Consider the following 17,951-nt stretch of genomic DNA (forward strand, 5'->3'; position numbering starts at 1 on the left):
GCCGAAAACGTGCCAGCACTGATGGCGATTCAGCCAAGGTAATGGTCACCTTTAAACCAATGGCAGGACCAAAGCCATCAGTACAGCACAAAGGAAACTGGTGGTCCCTAGAACGAGCAAAAGGGGCGTCCAGCTCTTCAACGCTTCGACCTCGGTCAGCCCGCCCATCTTGGCGAAGATCCAGAAACCGCTGTCGTTCATCCACGAACCGATCAGCGATCCAGCCCCGACGCTGACCGCCAGGTAAACCGGGTGATACCCGAGCACGTCTGGCGAAGCGAGGCTGACCAGCATGCCGCTGGAAGTGATCATCGCGACGGTGCTCGAGCCCTGAGCGATCTTCAAAACGGCCGAGATACCGAAGCCAAGGAACAGAATCAACAGCTTCGCCGACGAAGCTTCCGAGCCGATCGGGAAGAGGTGCTGAATTGCTTCTCCCACGTTAGCCACCGTCAGCATGGCACCAAACGCACCACCAGCCGCGGTGATCAAGATGATCAAGCCACCACTCATCAGCGAGACTTCCACCGACGAAGCCAATTCTTTGAGTGACAACGAACGCTGCATCGCGAGCGTCCACATGGCAATTACGGCCGAGATCAACAGGGCGAAGTTCGGATCGCCCAGCATCGACGTGACATTCGCTGCTTTCCTTGTTGCCGTTTCCCATTCGTAGCGAGCGAGAGTTTCTGGTTCATAGGCCGATTCCAACACTTCTCGGTTCATGCGTTCGGCAGTCACCGGGGCCATTCGCGCGGGGTTCGAGCGAGCCAGCGAGCTTGCCGTGCCTGAGAGCTTGATCCCCAGGAACGCATCGGGATTCTTCGGGAAGCCTTTATCAAGCAGCAAGTAGCGATTCAGCCCGGCACGGACTTCTTCCTGTTCTTCTCCATTGAGATCGCCGGACTGAAGCATCAGTTCCGCGATGCGTGCTCGTTCGGCATCGACGCCATCGCCTTGAATCGTTGCGATGACATGCTTGCCGAAGTTGGTTTCATCTTCCGCGGCCATGTCTTGCTGGATGCGATCGCGGAACGTTCCCCAGTCCACGATGTCGCCCGGCCGAAGCTGGGCTGCCCGCTCGGCATCAGCCATGGTTGTTAAGACCGTATTGGTCGAGATCAGCAGCACCGGTAGTAGAACCGGAGCGAGCGAAAGCCAAAGCGAAGGAAGCTTGTCGTCAGGAATTGCTTCTGGTTCTGGCTCGTTCCCCAAGGGACGCATTTCCAGCGGCATCAAACGATTCATCAGCGACGAAAACCACAGCCCAGCACAAGCTGCTGGAAAAGCGATCGCCGCACCGACCAGGATCATCAATCCTTTGTCGACGTTCAATTGATCCGCCACGACCAGCGGGCCTGGGGTTGGTGGAACCAAGGTATGCGTGATGCAACCACCAGTGGCGATCGCCATGATGTACAGCAGATAGTTCTTCTTGGTCTTGCGAAACATCGATCGGCCCAGCGGCACGAGCAGATAAAAAACCGTGTCAAAGAAGACGGGAACCGCCAGAACAAAACCGCTGCCCATCAGCGCGACTGGCGAACGCTTTTCGCCGAATATCGCCATGAAGGTGCGAACCACTCGGTCGGCAGCGCCACTATCTAACATGCATTTCCCAATGATCGCAGCCAATGCGATCACGATCCCCACGCCGCCAGCCGTTCCACCGAACGTAGAGGCGACACGCGAGAACTTGTCTTGAATCGCGCCGTCGGCCATTAGACTGACGACCATCGCAGCGGTAATCAGCGCGAGGAAGGCGTTTGCCTTGCAGAAAATGATCAGGCCCAACACCGTGACCATGCCCACCAGCAGGCAAAGAAGCGAATACTGATCGGCGGTAATCACCGACTGACCGAAAAAGCAGATATCAAACGGAATCATTCCGGAGGGCTCAAATCGCGGGGCAGGGGAGGGGAGTCACACGAAAAGCTTTCTTTTCTACAAGAAAGAGTTGGGTTGAAGATGCCATAACTCGATGGCAAAAACAAGTCTTCCCCTGCATTTCGGTGGTACGATGATCGCAATATGGCCAACTTTTAAAGGACTTCCTGCATGACTTCTGGAATTCAGCTCGCAGCACTATGGCTTCGCAAGGCGAAATCGGCGGTTGTCTTCACTGGCGCCGGGATCAGCACCGAAAGCGGCATCCCCGATTTCCGATCGCCAGGGGGCGTGTGGACGAAGTACCGCACGGTCTATTTCGACGAGTTCTGCCAGTCCGCCGAGGCCCGGCACGAGTACTGGACGCAGAAGGCCGAGTCCCACAAGCAATTCGCCGCGGCCGATCCCAACATCGGCCATCAAATCATCGCGAAGTGGGAAGAGCAGGGGACCATTCGAGGCGTCATCACCCAGAACATCGACGGGCTTCATCAGATTGCCGGAAGCCGCGACGTGCTAGAACTGCATGGAACCGCGCGGGAGGTTGGCTGCCTCGATTGCCAGGCTCGCTTCCCGGTCGATCCGTTCGTGGATCAGTTCTTGGAAACGAACGAGGTTCCGCCTTGTCCTGATTGCGGAGGGCGGCTGAAGCATGCGACCGTTTCGTTTGGGCAGTCGTTGCCCGAGCTTGTTTTGCATCGGGCGCATCGCTGGTGCCTGGAAGCTGATGTCATCCTGACGATTGGCTCGTCGCTGGTTGTCTATCCAGCGGCAGGCTTGCCGGAAGCAGGCAAGCAAAACGGAGCCAAGCTGATCGTCGTCAATCGCGACGAGACCGGCCTGGATTCGATTGCCGATATGACCATCCCGGGCAGTTGCGGCGAAGCCCTCGCCGCGATGGATGCTGCTCTTTAGAGCAAGCTTTCCAGCAGCAGGCGGATCTTTCGCATTTCGGCCATCTGGTCGGTATCGGGCAGAGGTGGCATGTGCACCGTCAGAGCGCGGTTGTAGCCGATCTGCTCGAACTGCTGGATCAGGCGGCCATATTCGACTTCGCCCTGACCAACACGGACGTGCATCGCGTCTTTTCGCGTGTCGCGAAGATAGGCGTGCCGAACGTACTTCAACACTTTGTCGTAGCTCTTTGGTCCATCTTCACGGCAGATGAAGTGACTTGGGTCGAGCGTGATGCCCAGGCCTTTGACGTTGTCGCAAAGGACCTGGATCGTGTCGCAGTCTTGTGAGAGGCAGCCGACATGCGTGTGCATGCTGGTGACAATGCCTTCCGTTGCCGAAATGGCGACCATCTCGCGCAGGTGTTCGACTTCTTCGTTGAAGGGGGTGCCGAACTCGCCGCTGGGGATGGTGATGGACGAAACCTTCACCGCCTTGGCAAGCTTGCAGATCGCTTCGTATTCGTGATAGCGGTCGTTACCTTGGGCGTTGGACAGCAGACGGAAGTTCGAGATCACCAACCGCTGCGTATCGTGACAAATGTCGATCGCATGTTGCAGGTTGTTTACCACGTCGGATGGACGCAGGTGGTGTGAATTCTCGTCCAGCGTCATATCGACGGCGCTAAACTCCAAGTCGACCAGCTTTTCCATGCAATCACGCAAGGGTAAGTCGGGAAAACACTCGGTCGAAGCGGAAACGAACACGGCTCGACTCCTTCACATGCCTTAGGGTGTTCACAAATTGAATCAGAAGGTCCGGCGGACAATCGGGCGTAGCTTACCGAGATTTGCCCTGATTTGACAACACCAGAGTACAACCGGAACCCAATTTGCCACAATTACCGAGGGTTTGCCTCGTCCAAATTGCCCCATGCGCGGCGAAACGTAAAATATCAGCAACTGCGCGATCCGTTCGGGCAGATCCTAAAATCTTATTCTCTCCCTTCTACCCGGCAGGAATTGCAAGCTATGGCCCAATCGGACCCCTCGGACATCGTACAACCGATCTCCCAACAATCTCCTACGGCTCCTCAGCCAATCGTCATTCAGAACTATCCATCCAGCAGTCTCGGCTGGCGGATTCTGGCTGCCATGGGCTGGATGGGCGTTTTCCTGTGCATTCCGATCATCCTGGGGCAGGCCATCAGTTCGGCTAGTTACTACGACACCACCGAGGGCGTTTCCGAGAAGTATGTCTCAGGCAGCAAGTCTGCGGACGACAAGATCGCGATCATCAACGTCAAAGGGGTGATCATGGAAGGGGAGGGCTACATCCGGAAGCAGATCGACCTGGTAAAGGAAGACAAGGACGTGAAAGCGGTTGTCGTCCGGGTCGATTCCCCCGGCGGGACGGTCACCGGATCGGACTACATCCTTCACCACCTGAAGGAGCTGAAGAAAGAACGCGACATTCCGCTGGTGGTCAGCATGGGATCGATGGCAACTTCGGGTGGCTACTACGTTGCCATGGCGGTCGAAAACGAAAAGGATGCGATCTTTGCCGAACCGACCACCACCACGGGATCGATCGGTGTGATCATTCCTCACTACAACATCTCGGGCCTGATGAAAGAGTACAACGTCGAAGACGACTCGATTATGAGCCATCCTCGCAAGCAGATGCTGACCATGACTCGTGAGATGCCGGAAGAACATCGCGAGATCTTGCAGGAATACGTCAATCAGGCATTCGGCCGCTTCAAAGACATCGTCAAAGAAGGGCGTCCAGACTTCGCTGCGAATCCTGAAAAGCTTGACGTCCTGGCCACCGGCGAGATCTTTACCGCCAACCAGGCTCTCGACAATGGATTGGTCGACAAGATTGGTTTCGTCGAAGAAGCGGTCGCCCGAGCTGCCGAGTTGGCCAGTATCGATCCGAAGACCTCGCGCGTCGTCACCTACGAGCAACCAACCGCGTTGTTCGATCTGGGCCTGGCCCAAGGCAAAGCGATGAACTGGGACAAGATGCTGGAACTGTCGGCTCCCAAGGCCTACTACATTTCCAGCTACCTGCCACCAGTGATGAGCTCGTTCCCGTTCGGCTCGCGTTAGAAAGAGCCGCGAACATTACGCGAAAAGGAGGCCTCAATATGGGCCTCCTTTTTTCATGCGCTCGATCAAATCAAGATCCGCCCAAGCACCAGCACGGTGATCGAGACCAGGATGATCGAGAGGATATTCAGCACGACTCCTGCGCGGATCATACTTCCGATCGGTACCCGGCCGGAGCCATACACAATGGCGTTAGGAGGCGTCGCCACCGGCATCATGAACGCACAACTTGCTGCCAACGTAGCCGGAACCAGCAAGAGCAGGGGAGGGACCCCCAATTCTTTCGAGGCACTTCCCAGCACCGGGTTGAAGGTCTGCACGCTGGCCAGGTTCGACGTGAACTCGGTCAGCCAAACCATACCGGTCGCGGTGACGATGACCATCATCGACTCCGACATGTTGCTCATGACGCTGGCCATATGCGATCCGAGGAACAAATCGAAATGCGAGCTGTTGACCGCTCGGGCCAAGGCGGTACCACCACCAAACAGCAGCAGCACACCCCAAGGAACTTTCACACTGGCATCCCAGGTTAAAAGCGGTCCGAGGCCTGGTTTGCCTTTGGGAACAATGAAGCAGAGAACGGCCATTGCCATCGCCGTGGTCGCGTCGCTGACGAGCGTGTTCCCTTTTTCGTCGACAAAGAACATCCCCCAGCCCCAGCCATCGATCGGTTCACGCAGGATCCATAAGAGCGCGGTCGCAAGGAAGATAAGCCCCGCACGCCACTCGGCCGAGTTCATCTTGCCAAGCTTGCGAAGCTCTTCCGCCATAAGATCGCGACCACCCAGTGAATCGGTACCTCGAACCGGGAACAGCAGATAACCCAGCACGCCCCACGTGATCAACATGAAGACCACGGAGAAGGGGAGGGCCATCACCATCCACGCCAGGAACGAGACTTCCGGCGAGTCAGGAAAGTTCTCGCGATAGTACGACGCGAACGCGATATTTGGTGGTGTTCCCACCAAGGTTGCGACGCCACCGATGCTGGCCGAGTAGGCGATCCCCAGCATCAGACCGATTCCCATATTTCGGCGGGCCTTTTCATTACCTAATCGACTATCGGCGACATTCAAGATGCTGCCTGCGATTGGCAACATCAATAGCGCCGTCGCGGTGTTCGAGATCCACATCGACATCAGTCCGGTCGCCACCATGAACCCCAGCAAGATTCGGCCTGGGTTGTCTCCCATCACGTAGACGATGGATAGCGCCAAACGTCGATGCAGACCGGATTGTTCAATCGCCAGCGCGATCAAGAACCCACCGAGGAATAAAAAGATGTTGTGGTCGCCATACGCCGCGGCCACTTGCTTCACCGACTGCAGCCCCAGCATGGGAAACAAGGCCAATGGCAAGAGAGACGTTGCCGCCAGCGGAATCGCTTCCGTTAGCCACCAAACGCCCATCCATACGAAGGCCCCCGCCATCTCGTTCAGCTGCGGCTGCTCGGGATCTAAATGGTAACCGTAGTAACCACATACCCATAGCACGATGGCCAAGCCAGGACCAAGCCATAGCCCGACCCTGGCGGCCAGGGTTGGCTGCGAAGATTCTGCTTCCGTCAATGGAATGCCTTTTCGGTTGACTAGAAGTTGCCGGAGATTTCGACGCGCATCTGACCACGATTATCTTCATTGTTGATGTCGTGCATCTTCAGCAACAAGCGACCAGAACGAGGTGCGTTCATCTGACGCTGGGCGCCAATCGTGAACGGCACGGTGTCCTTGTCCGGGGTCGTCGACTGAGCAATGACACCTATCAACGAACCAAGCTTGTAGTCGCGCATTTCGCGAGGGATTTCCAGCCCGTTGGCATCGCCAATGTGGACCAGCATCCATTCCCCTTCCGCACGAAATGCGATCGGGCTTCCTTCGGTCAGATCGATCCCGGTATCAACCCAGCTGTCTTTGGCCTCGACGGTGACGATCTTTTTGTTGGCGTTCGATAGTTCGCCGTTGATGACCTTCAACTTTTCGACGGCCGGTCGATAGTTGGGAACCAGCTTCAGCACTTCACCGAAAACGATACGAGCCTTTTCCCAATCCTTTTTGCGAGCATACTCGTCTCCCAGCTTCTCAGCCTTCGTGACGAACTCGCGATGTAGTTCCACCAGGCGCGGATCGGCAGGCAGCGCGAGCGGTTCTTCTTTTTCCGGCTGTTGAGGTCGGCGCTGGGCAAATGCTTCAGCCGGTAGCAAGGCCAGGCCAAGCAAGAATATGAGGGGGGCATATCGCATGAAAGGATTCTCCGAGAGAAGCGCATGGGAGGTCAGTCACTATTAAAGTTCTAGCACGAATCCCATGCAAGCACTTGGATGAACGCAGGCAGGTTTGGTGCGAACTTTCGTTCTCTAACTAGCGCGATCGCCAGAATCGGGGCATAAAGAGGACCAGGACCGCGAAGATTTCCAGTCGTCCGATCATCATCAGGGCAGTAAACAGCAACTTCGTCCACCAGGTAAAGTTGGCGTAGTTCTGCGTTGCGCCAATGATGCCAAGGCCTGGGCCCACATTGTTGAGCGTGGCGGCCACAGCGGTGGCGCTATCGATCAGCTTGTGTTCGATATGCTCTTCCGTCGTTCCCCAAGTCAAATCGGGTTCGAGAGTCACCACCGCCATCCAGCCAAACACAAACAGCACCAGGATCAAACTGAAGTAAATCAATATGTTGTTCTGCAGATCAGGGTCGTCGACCGGCTTGCCACCTAGCCGCAACGGACGCACGACCGAAGGATGGTACGACTTTTCCAGCTGCAGGAACAGAATCTTGTGAAACAGGATGTGGCGAATCACTTTCACGCCACCGCCCGTACTGCCTGCACATCCACCGACAAACATCAGCAGGAACAACACACCACGCCCGAAGCTGTTCCACTGATCGAAGTCATGCGTCCCGTAGCCGGTTGTCGTGATGATCGAAACAACCTGGAATAAACCATACCGCAGGGCAAAGAAGAACTCAGAAACCGCCGACGTTTCGGGATCGACGATAAAGTCGTCGTACACCATGCCGAAAGCCATCACGATGATGGTCACTCCGACGATGATTCCCATGTAATAGCGCCATTCGATATCGGCCACCAGGCGATGGGCCTGACCGATCATCAAGAAGAACAGCAGCGTGAAGTTCGTCCCGGCAACGGTCATGAACAGGATCACGACATATTCGATCCAGGCACCACTAACCGGATCGACCTGATAAAAATGCCCCAGGCTTGAGTTATACGTGCTGAAGCCTCCGGTGGCCAACGTACCGAACGCGTGACAGATGGCGTCGAAGACGTTCATTCCCAAGATCCACAGCAAGATCGTCAGTACCAGGTTCAAACCGCAGTACAAACCGGCGAAGGTCCACGCCGTGTGCTGCATGCGCGAGTGCGAACCTTCTTTGCTCGGCCCAGGGATTTCGTTGCGCATCAGCGCTTTACCAGCCGAGCCTTGTCCCAGGATCACCACAAACAGCACGATAATGCCTAAGCCACCAAGGAAGTGCGTACTACTTCGCCAGAACAAAACACAGTGTGGCAACGAGATCGGATCTTCCAGGTCGGCAATCACAGTGGCCCCAGTCGTGCTGAAGCCGGATTGCGATTCGAAGATCGCGTCGGCGATATTCATCGGCACCGGTCGAATGCGATAGTGCTCGGAACGGTCAAGCGGAGCATGCGGATCTTCGCCCGGTGCGATCAGGGCGCTTCGCCAATGGGGCAGCTCGCGCAGTTCCTCGAAGACTTCGCCATAGTTTTGCTTCGGTACTTCCCCCTTGGTGATCACGGCGTAGGTGGCCTGGTACTGCTCCTTTAACGCCTCGCGCGATAGACCTTTCGCCCCGGCACGAACCAGCGGCTTCACCACGGCGTACTCGGCCGTCGTTAACGGACTGACTTCATCTCCATAGACTTGCGGCGCGTGGTCTTGATGTTCAAAGAGCCGAACGGCGATCTTATTGCTGGAACCACTCAGTACGTAAGGCAGGGCCCCCAGTACGGTCGCGACGATCCAGCTTAACCCCACGATCGCCATCGCTTCGCGGCGATAAAGTTCCCCCTTCGCCTTGCGACCGATTCGCCAAAGAATGGCCCAACAAATAATGCTCAAGAGGATCGAATAAACGAGTCCCAGAAATCCATGCGTTTCAAACTGCTGGAAGTTCTCGTCGGTGCGGTGCCCGATCGCAGGCCAGGCCCAAGGGAGACTGAAGACCATCGTCACGCCAATGATCAGGCAGACGATCGAAAGAAGTCGGCACACCAGGCGATAGTTCATGATGCTACTTGAAAGGTGTTGCCACAGGGAAGAAAACGAAACGACGCGATTGTAACTACGAAGGTTCTTCGAACAACTTGACCACGGCATCGAGTGCCGCTTCGTCGACCAGCACAACGACCGTGTCGCCCGGGGTCAAGCGGTCGTCGGCCGATGCCACGCGGACGTAATCGGAACTCATAATCGCCGCAATTAAACAGTGGGGCGGAAGTTTCAAGTTTGCGATCACATGTTCAGTCGCGATCACGCCTGGCATGACCTCGAATTCGACAATCGAAATCCCACCGCCAGGCAAACTCTTCTTCGAGATGATCGGTCCGCTGTTCAGCAAACCAAGCACCTGCCGGGCGACCACGTTTCGCGGGCTAACCGTCAGGTTGATACCCAGCTTTTCGACCACGTTGGCGTAGTCGGGCCGCTGAACGATCGCCATGCACTCGCGAGCCCCGATTTCCCGAGCCTCGACGCAGGCCATAATGTTGTTTTCATCCTCACCGGTGCAAGCCACAAATACATCGGTCGTGCCGACACGTTCTTCTTCCAGGATCGCGCGGCGCGTCGCGTCGGCATGCACCACCGTGGTGTGCTCCAGAAGTCTCGCTAGAAACTCGCAGCGCTGCAGATTCTCTTCCATCAGCGTGACATGGTACCGCTGACCTTCCAGCATACGTGCCAGGGCCAAACCAGTTTCACCGCCACCGGCAATCACCACCGAACGAATCGGCGTCGCTTTGACCTGGAATTTTGCTTTGACCGCGTCGATTTCATCACGCGTTCCGATCAACGTGATGTGGTCGCCGATTTCGATGGAGTCGCCCGCTCCGGCGATCCAAGTCTTCCCTTGCCGCTGGATCGTTCCGACACGCACTCCTTTGGGCAGCTTCACTTCTTTCAGAGGTTTGCCGATCGCAGGCGCGGGATCATCGCAAATGATCTCTTGGACTTCGAGCTCGCCGCGTGCAAAGTTCTCGAGCACGGCACTGCCAGGCGAACGAATCGCGCGCACGAACTCGACTGCCGAAAGATGTTCGAGGCTCAGAAAGCGATCGATACGAAAGTGCCGCTGGTAATCGAACGTACTCAGGTCGCGGAAGACGCGGCCATACACGCGGGCCACCGCTCGACGTGCTCCCATCGCTTTGGCCATACTCGCGGCGACAATGTTCACTTCGTCGTCACCGGTCACAGCGAGGCACAAGTCGCAACCAATAATACCTCCCTGAAACAATATCGCCGATTCAGAGGCCGAGCCATGAATGGCACGCACATCAAGCTCGGCGTTGATCGCGCGGACATGGTCGGAGTTTGACTCGACGACCGTCACGCTGTGGTTGTTGCGACAGAGCAGGTCCGCAATCCAAGTTCCCACGGTCCCGGCACCTAGAATCACGATTCGCATGGAAGTCCGCCTTTAGCTCGAAGGGGATGATTCAGAGGAAGCCGAATCAGACGCCTTGGCTTTCTTGCCACATCTAAGTCGTTCGCTCGGGATGACCAAATCTTCCAGAATCTTTCCACCCAGGATCGTTTCGTGGATGATTCGGTCGACATCGGCTTCGGTCACGCCGCCGTACCAGATGGCCTGGGGATAGATGACGATGACCTGACCGTCATCACATTGATCGAGACAGCCCGAGTCGTTGGCCCGGACATCCGCCTTCAAACCAAGCTGTTTGATTTCCTTCTTCAGGGCTGCACGTAATTTGCCAGGATCGTGCTTGCCGTCTCGAAGATGCTTGGGAGGCTTGCATTTGCCACAAACAAAGATGTGATGGGTAAACTTGGACATAGAGCTCTACGGGAAGTCACTCTGACGCTGCCGGTACTTTTCAGCAGCGGAAAGCTTACCATCCTACGGTTTCAATACGAGGATGCCAGCCCCGATTGCCACCCGTTCACCGCTAACACGATATCTACGGGGGCAGAGACGCCACTACGAATCACCTTCTTTTAATCCGAGCCGCGACAGCCAGTTACCCTTGGCTTGTTTCTCGTTGCCAGGCTTCGCTGGTGACGCCTTGGAGAATTTAGCCTTATCTGATTCGAGTTGAGCGATCTTCTCTTCCAGCTCGGCTCGATCGCGGGCGATCTTGGCGCGTTCGACTGAAATATCGACCTCAGCCTTACGCAGCTTTTCTTTCCACTGCTCCTGCAGTGTCTTCAGGTTCTCACGCTCCTGGGCGATCAATTCGTCCTGGTCCAACATCTGAGCAATCGCATTGGCACCATGGGCAACTCCGAACTCGTTGGCGTTTGATTCCATTTGCTCAAGCTGATCTTGCAGGGCGTCGATTTCCCGTTGCTTGGCTTCGATGGCTTTGTTGCTGCTATCAATCGCTTCCTGAATCGACAGCTTCTCGGCCATCTCCTCTGCGTCGTCATCGCTGAACTCGGCCTCGAGCTGGGCCAACATGCGTCGTTTGGTTGCCTCCCAGTCGCTGCCGGAATCGTCGACTGCACTACTGGAAGACTTCTTCGCATTCTCCAAATCGCGAGCCAGCTTGGCGTTCTCCCTCTTGAGTTCTTTCAGGTCGTCGAGCGTCATCCGCAAGCGACCTTCCAGCGATTCGACGCGTTCGTCGTCAGGGATTCCGCCTGATTCGACCTGTTGCTTGAGATCTTCGATCTTCTCCAGCAGCGTGTCGCGTTCCTGACGAAGCTGATGGAACGCTTCGTCATCGGCACCTTCGCCACCGCCTGAGGTCTTGAGCGTTTCGTTTTCCTGACGCAGCTGTTCCGCTTCTTCCTGCAGCGAATCGACCTGGCGACGGAGGTTGCTGACCTGTTCGCGGCTTTGTTCGTGATCAGACCGAGCCTGATGCAAAGCGACCTGGGAAGCAGCCAACTGGCTTTCAAGCTCTCCCTGGGCGTCTTCGATTTGTTTCTTCAACGACTCGTTTTCGACACGCAGCTTTTCTTGAGCATCGCTCAAGTCGCCATGTTCGGCCTGACGACGTTCCAGCTTCGCGGCAAGTTCGTCGCGTTCTTGCTTCAGGCTTTCCAGCTCTTGGCTTAACTCTTCCAAAGCTTCCGAGCCCTGGCTGGCGTTTTCCAGCTGCTGCCGTGCCTGATCCCGTTCCTGGCTGATCGAATGCAGTTGCTGTTGAAGCGAGGCGAGCTCTTGTTGCTTGGCTGCCAGAGCGGCCTGGTGTTCGGCCTGCTGCGAGTCGAGCACTGACTTTTCGATCGAGTTCGCCTTCAGCTGTTCGCATTCGCCCTTCAGCTGAGTGACCTGATCGTTGAGTTGCTGGCGTTCGCCTTGCAATTGCTGAATTGAAGCTTGCGTGTTCTGCAGCTGGTTTTGCAGTTCCGCCGTGCGTGCGGCCTGCTCGGCATCGCCACTCGATAGCTGCGATTGCGCTTCATCCCGCTGGTGATTGGCAAGTGTCAACTGCTGGCGTAGTGCCTCGAGTTCCTGATCTTTGGCCGAAAGCGTGTTCTGGTACTCGGCCTGACGGGCATCGACTTCCGACTTACTGACGGTTGACGATTGCAGCTGCTGAAGTTGATTCTGTAGGGTCGCGATCTGGCCACTAAGACCTTGCCGCTCTCCTTCCAGCCTTTGGACCGAGGCCTGGGCGGTTTGCAGTTCCGATTGAAGACGTGCAACCTGCTCCGACTGTTCCGCACCAACATTGGTCAGCTGAGCGTTCGCCTGATCGCGCTGCTGTTCGGCCGCCTTCAGACGAGCCTCCAGGTCGGTAGCTCGTTGCTGTTGCTGTTGCAGGGTGCCTTCCAGTTCGCTCGATCGCGACTGGGCCGAAGCCAACTGCTGATCGACTTCTGCTTTGGCAGCCTGGAAGTCGCTGATTTGTTTTTGCAGACCAGCCGCGAGCTCTTGCTGGCTGGCAAGTTGCTGCTGAATCTGAGCCAGTTGCCCCTGATCGCATTGCTGGGCCTGGCGTGAGTCGCTCAACTCGGACTGGAGGCGAGAACGCTCTTCCAAGGTCTGGTTGAGCTGCGACTGCAACTCGCCGATGCGAGCGTTGAGTTGATTCTGTATTTCTTGAGCGGCCTGATCGCCTGCTTGGGCGGCCTGAAGATTTTGCAGGGCTTCGCTATGGCTGGCTTGCTGCCGGGCAAGCTCTTGTTGCAGCGATACCTTTTCGTTCTGTACCGCATTGATCTGGGCCTGCAGCGACTGCTGGGCTTCTACCAGGCTTTGTCGTTCTGCTTCCCACTGCAGTCGATTCCCTTTTTCCTGCTCGAAACGCTGGAACTCGGACTCGATGGCTGCTTCTCGAGCATGCAGCGCATCGATCGAAGCAGCCAGCTCGGAAGCCTGGCTTTCCAGTTGTTCAGCCGACGCCTCAATTTCAGAAGAACGGTTGTGGAGTTGCCCTTGCTTCTCTACAAGTCCTTGCGAGATCTGCTTCAATTGCGCGCTGATTCGCTGCTCGATTTCGTTGATTCCCTGGCGATGTCGCTCCAGGAAATCTCGTGCACGTTCCCGCTGCAATGACGCTTTACTCGCAATCTCTTCCAAGTTCGCGATGTCGTGAGATTGGGAATTTACGCCGTCCATGTCCGGTCGATTTCACTAAATGAGACGTGTCCACTACTTCATGCGTTTCTCACGGCTAATCCGCTGCTGCCATAATCTGTTGCGCGGAATGGCCTACTGTTCTATAGGTTAGGACCTGGGACGGGTCAAAAGTGGCTGAGAGTCTGCGGCAAAGTGCAGGGGCCAACTGCCTGGGATCGTCCGTCCTATGACGATTGCAACGATTGTGTCGGCGCATGAAAAACCCCTCTCTACGGCCAGAGAGGGGCTTGCGGTTTATTCCGATTGTAGCGACTAAGCTTAGTTGCCGATCGACTTCTTCGCGGCTTCGACCACGTGATCCGCGGTGATACCGAAGTATGGGAACAGCTCTTCAGCCGGAGCACTGGCACCAAAGCTGCTCATTCCGACGAACTCGCCCTTCAGGCCCAACAGGCGATCCCACGACTGACGAATTCCCGCTTCAACAGCAACACGGGCAGTCACATCACAAGGCATGACTTCTTTCTGGTAGGCGGCGTCTTGCTCGTAGAACAGCTCCAAGCAAGGGACGCTGATCGCACGAGCCTTAACGCCTTCTGCGGTCAGCTTTTCGTAAGCTTCGACCACCAGCGACAATTCGCTACCGGTACCCATCAGCAGCACTTCCGGAGTGCCATCGCAATCGGCCAGAACATAGGCACCACGGGCCGAGCCACTGGCACAAGCGTACTTCTCGCGATCGAGAGTCGGCAGATTCTGACGAGTCAGAACCAATACCGAAGGACGATCGGTCAGTTCCATGACGGTCTTGTAACACTGCGACACTTCGTTCGAGTCGCCAGGGCGGAAGACGGCCACATTTGGAATTGCACGGATCGCCGACAGGTGCTCGACTGGTTGGTGGGTCGGACCATCTTCACCAACACCGATCGAGTCGTGCGTGAAGATGTAGATGACCGGAGCCTTCATGATCGCCGACAAACGGAGCGATGGACGCAGGTAGTCGCTGAACACGAAGAAGGTCGAAACGTAAGGACGTAGACCGCTCAGAGCCATGCCGTTGCCGATGGCAGCCATGGTATGTTCGCGGATACCGAAGTGGAAGTTACGACCGCAGTAGGTCCCAGCTTCAAAATCACCTGCGCCCTCGAAGGTGAGGCCCGTCTTCGTCGATGGCTCGAGGTCGGCCGAACCGCCCAACAGGCCGGGAACCTTTGCGGCAATGGCGTTCAAAACCTTACCGCCCGATGCGCGGGTCGCGATTCCCTTGGCATCCGCTGGGAAGACTGGAAGTTCGGCATCCCAACCGGCTGGCAGTTCGCCACTGATGATCGACGACCAGGTCGCGGCCTTTTCGGCGTTGTCTTTGCTGTACTTGGCAAAGCTGGCATCCCACTGCGACTTGGCTTCCGCACCGCGGGCACCGAGGTTCGCATTGAAGTGTTCGTACACTTCCGCAGGAACTTCAAACTTGCCATAGGTCCAACCGTAAGCAGCCTTGGTACCTTCGATTTCGGAATCACCCAGTGGGGCCCCGTGAGCACCGTGGGTATTGGCTTTGGTCGGAGCACCCCAAGCGATGATGCTGTGAACGACGATCAAGGTTGGCTTGTCGGTGATTGTCTTGAATTCGGTGAACGCCGCATCCAATGCTTCAATGTCGTTGGCATCGGCGACTTCGATCACGTGCCAGCCCATGGCACGGAAGCGGCCTGGGATGTCTTCGGTGAAAGCGAGGTCAGTGTCGCCTTCGATGGTGATCTTGTTGTCGTCATAGACCCAGCACAGGTTCGACAGCTTCAAGTGACCAGCCACCGAAGCAGCTTCCGACGAGATTCCTTCCATCAGGTCGCCGTCGCTACACAAAGCGTAGACGTCGTAGTCGAACATTTCGTCGAAACGAGCGGCCTGCCACTTGGCGGCGATCGCCATACCAACGCTCGTGGCAACGCCCTGACCGAGAGGCCCCGTGGTGGTTTCGATACCGGCTGCTTCGTGAACTTCTGGGTGACCAGCACATGGGCTGTGCAACTGACGGAAGTTACGGATGTTGTCGATGGTGATCGAAGGTTCGCTCGCGCCGTCCGCCTTCTTCACGCCGGCGACATGCAGGGTGCTATACAGCAGCATCGAAGCATGGCCGCACGAAAGAACGAAACGGTCACGCGACTGCCAGTGTGGATTGGCAGGATCGTATTTCAGGTGCTTGTTCCACAAGGTGTAGACGACTGGTGCCAGGGCCATCGGCGTGCCAGGGTGCCCGCTGTTCGCCTGCTGGACGGCGTCCATGGACAACGTACGGATGGCGTTGATGGACAATTGCTCGATACTGCTTGTGGAGATAGACATATTTCGTTCAGAACTCTCTTGCCAACATTACATACAGTGGCCGCGGCTTCAGGGACGACTCCCAGCGGAAGCGAAGATTCAGTTCCCGGAAAAGCACTTTCCCCAGACGAACCTGTCGCGGCGTGGACACATTAAGTCAAGCATTTTAAGTCCAAAAGAACTCAGAAGTCAACGCAACAGTTACGGAGCGTTGGAGTTGCGAAAGCTCGGCTCCCCCTTACCTGCTGGACTAAAATCGACTTGAATGAAGTTTACATGAGCACAAATTGCCCAGGCGGATATCCCGATCCCCAAAACACCTGCTTAAGTAGCAAAATGCCCCCATGCTGAAAGGGTGCGTGAGATGCCAGAAGAAAGACTTGTCGAAAGAATTACGACGCTTGAAGAAAAACATGCCCATCTCGAGCGGGTCGTGGCCGACTTGAACGAGGTTATCCTCGATCAACAGCGGCGACTGGAACGAATGGAAGCGTACATGTCGCGGACGGTCGAGCGTATCGATCATCTACATGCAGCCCTCGATACGCCACGCTCGGCTTCGGAAGAACGCCCGCCCCATTATTAATCGTGATGGCGTCGAAAGATCGAGGATGACGCCGGCAGCCGACTAACAAAAGGGCTGAAAACGCGGATCACGAAGGCTTATTCAGAATCGAGGGCGTCGGAAAGCATTCCTCGAATGGAAGCCATGACTTCCGTGACGTAGACCGTGATCAGTGACGAGTATTCGTTGAATTCCTCGATCGTATCGATCAAGTCGCCATCGAGAAGCACTTCGATCTCGGTTTCGTAGACTTCGTCGTCTTCAAGGACGATCGACAGAATCACGTCGCCTGCTTCGTCTTCGACATCTTCACTCATCGAAGCATTGCCGGTCAGACGGTCGATCTGGAAACCATTCATCCAGTTCACGGCCGGCAGCATCATCTGGAAAACGTCCATCGTGCCCGGCAAAACGATGCCGACCTGGAACATGTTCAGATTGAAAATCGGTGCTGGCTGCTGGCCACCGTTGTTCGTGTCTTTGCCACCATTGCCCGACGAACCCTCTCCGCCGGTCGTGCCACCTTCGTTCCCTTCACCGCCGTCGGTGTCCGGAATCTGCCACAGATCGGGATAGCCAGCCGGGAAGGTGACGTGCTCGTCGGTCGATCGCTTACCCATGTTCTGGACCAGGTAAGCGAAGTCGGAAACGCCTACCTTCGACGATTTGTCAAAGTCGGCCAGCCAAGCCATACCATCTTCCGGCGAATCGGGCGTCCGCCCCATCTGCTGCGTGAAGACAGCAAAATCGGTCAGGCCGATCTTTTGGTCGTCGTCGAAATCGTAAATCACCGGAAAAATGCCCATTTCAGGCATCGGCGCTTCTCGCAAACCGATCGAAGAATCGGTCAGCGTCGCGGCCACGTTCTGGGTGACCAACTCCAGCGAATAAGGGCCGACGAGGCCAGTTGCGGGATCTAGCAGAACGTTATCACCCTGCTCGGCGACGGCCTGAAATCGAACGCGAGCGAACAGCACCCGGTCGCCGGCAACCAGCTCAACACCTTCGGTGGAGCCATGAATGCCTTGAACTTCGCCGGTGGCGTCGCTCAGCATGAACGACGAATCGCCCTCGAAGGAGCGGCCGAAATCGACTGCCACGGCCGAAGTGAGATCGGTGCGATAGCCAAGATCGAGTGTGAGATCTTGCATCTCGATAGGCTGGTCACCTTCAGCTCGCACCCAGACTTCCACGACGAAATGATCCCATTCGTGTGTCTGATGCATGCTCTCAGGCAGATCGAAGGCTCGATCGAACCCTTGATCATTGGGCCGAGAGTCTTCGGTCAGAACGGAGTACTCAATGACGATCGCAGAGTCGCCGGCGAAGAGATCGCGGCGTTCCAAATGCTGAAGATTGGCAACTCGACGAGCGAGGCCATTCAGACTGCGATACTGAGATTTCAT

General features: G+C 56.3%; 13 protein-coding genes. 3 read left to right on the top strand and 10 right to left on the bottom strand.

Annotation, left to right across the window (positions count from 1 at the left end):
- Positions 1–51: 51 nt before the first annotated feature.
- Positions 52–1,887, bottom strand: coding sequence for an SLC13 family permease (locus AB1L30_RS09495; RefSeq protein ID WP_367013177.1), 1,836 nt, complete (start codon positions 1,885–1,887; stop codon positions 52–54).
- A 171-nt stretch (positions 1,888–2,058) separates the two neighbouring features.
- Here AB1L30_RS09495 and AB1L30_RS09500 point away from each other — a divergent pair, with 171 nt between their 5' ends.
- Complete coding sequence (locus AB1L30_RS09500; protein ID WP_367013178.1) at positions 2,059–2,802, top strand: NAD-dependent deacylase; 744 nt, start codon at positions 2,059–2,061, stop codon at positions 2,800–2,802.
- Here AB1L30_RS09500 and AB1L30_RS09505 read toward each other — a convergent pair.
- Positions 2,799–3,548, bottom strand: a complete 750-nt coding sequence (locus AB1L30_RS09505) for a sugar phosphate isomerase/epimerase (RefSeq protein WP_367013179.1) — start codon at positions 3,546–3,548, stop codon at positions 2,799–2,801. The two genes, AB1L30_RS09500 and AB1L30_RS09505, sit on opposite strands and share 4 nt — an antisense overlap.
- Before the next feature lie 264 nt (positions 3,549–3,812).
- Here AB1L30_RS09505 and sppA point away from each other — a divergent pair, with 264 nt between their 5' ends.
- Positions 3,813–4,895, top strand: coding sequence for a signal peptide peptidase SppA (sppA, locus tag AB1L30_RS09510; protein ID WP_367013180.1), 1,083 nt, complete (start codon positions 3,813–3,815; stop codon positions 4,893–4,895).
- A 65-nt stretch (positions 4,896–4,960) separates the two neighbouring features.
- On the opposite strand, the gene AB1L30_RS09515 is transcribed toward sppA, so the two are convergent.
- The 7 genes from AB1L30_RS09515 to tkt all read right to left on the bottom strand — a co-directional run bounded on the left by AB1L30_RS09515 (position 4,961) and on the right by tkt (position 16,001).
- Positions 4,961–6,466 carry a DASS family sodium-coupled anion symporter gene (locus tag AB1L30_RS09515; protein WP_367013182.1) on the bottom strand — a complete coding sequence of 502 codons (1,506 nt, stop codon included), beginning with the start codon at positions 6,464–6,466 and terminating at the stop codon, positions 4,961–4,963.
- A 20-nt stretch (positions 6,467–6,486) separates the two neighbouring features.
- Entirely contained in the window at positions 6,487–7,137 is a 651-nt protein-coding gene (locus AB1L30_RS09520; RefSeq protein ID WP_367013183.1) for a tetratricopeptide repeat protein, read from the bottom strand.
- A 118-nt stretch (positions 7,138–7,255) separates the two neighbouring features.
- The gene (locus AB1L30_RS09525) at positions 7,256–9,166 is read right to left on the bottom strand and encodes a potassium transporter TrkG (RefSeq protein ID WP_367013184.1); all 1,911 of its coding nucleotides are present in this window, start codon (positions 9,164–9,166) and stop codon (positions 7,256–7,258) included.
- Positions 9,167–9,221: 55 nt separating this feature from the next.
- Positions 9,222–10,565 (bottom strand): Trk system potassium transporter TrkA, encoded by a 1,344-nt coding sequence (trkA, locus tag AB1L30_RS09530; protein WP_367013185.1) that lies wholly within the window; start codon positions 10,563–10,565, stop codon positions 9,222–9,224.
- A 12-nt stretch (positions 10,566–10,577) separates the two neighbouring features.
- Positions 10,578–10,955 (bottom strand): (2Fe-2S) ferredoxin domain-containing protein, encoded by a 378-nt coding sequence (locus AB1L30_RS09535; RefSeq protein WP_367013186.1) that lies wholly within the window; start codon positions 10,953–10,955, stop codon positions 10,578–10,580.
- Positions 10,956–11,099: 144 nt separating this feature from the next.
- Positions 11,100–13,691: a hypothetical protein gene (locus AB1L30_RS09540; protein WP_367013187.1), complete on the bottom strand. Its 2,592-nt coding sequence runs from the start codon at positions 13,689–13,691 to the stop codon at positions 11,100–11,102.
- A 279-nt stretch (positions 13,692–13,970) separates the two neighbouring features.
- Entirely contained in the window at positions 13,971–16,001 is a 2,031-nt protein-coding gene (gene tkt / locus AB1L30_RS09545; RefSeq protein ID WP_367013188.1) for a transketolase, read from the bottom strand.
- A gap of 343 nt (positions 16,002–16,344) precedes the next feature.
- On the opposite strand from tkt, the gene AB1L30_RS09550 reads away from it, so the two are divergent.
- On the top strand, positions 16,345–16,566 hold the full coding sequence (locus AB1L30_RS09550; RefSeq protein ID WP_345091959.1) for a SlyX family protein: 222 nt from the start codon (positions 16,345–16,347) through the stop codon (positions 16,564–16,566).
- Positions 16,567–16,643: 77 nt separating this feature from the next.
- Here AB1L30_RS09550 and AB1L30_RS09555 read toward each other — a convergent pair whose 3' ends face one another.
- On the bottom strand, positions 16,644–17,951 hold the full coding sequence (locus AB1L30_RS09555; RefSeq protein ID WP_367013189.1) for a hypothetical protein: 1,308 nt from the start codon (positions 17,949–17,951) through the stop codon (positions 16,644–16,646).

The sequence above is a fragment of the Bremerella sp. JC817 genome, assembly GCF_040718835.1.
Classification (GTDB): domain Bacteria; phylum Planctomycetota; class Planctomycetia; order Pirellulales; family Pirellulaceae; genus Bremerella.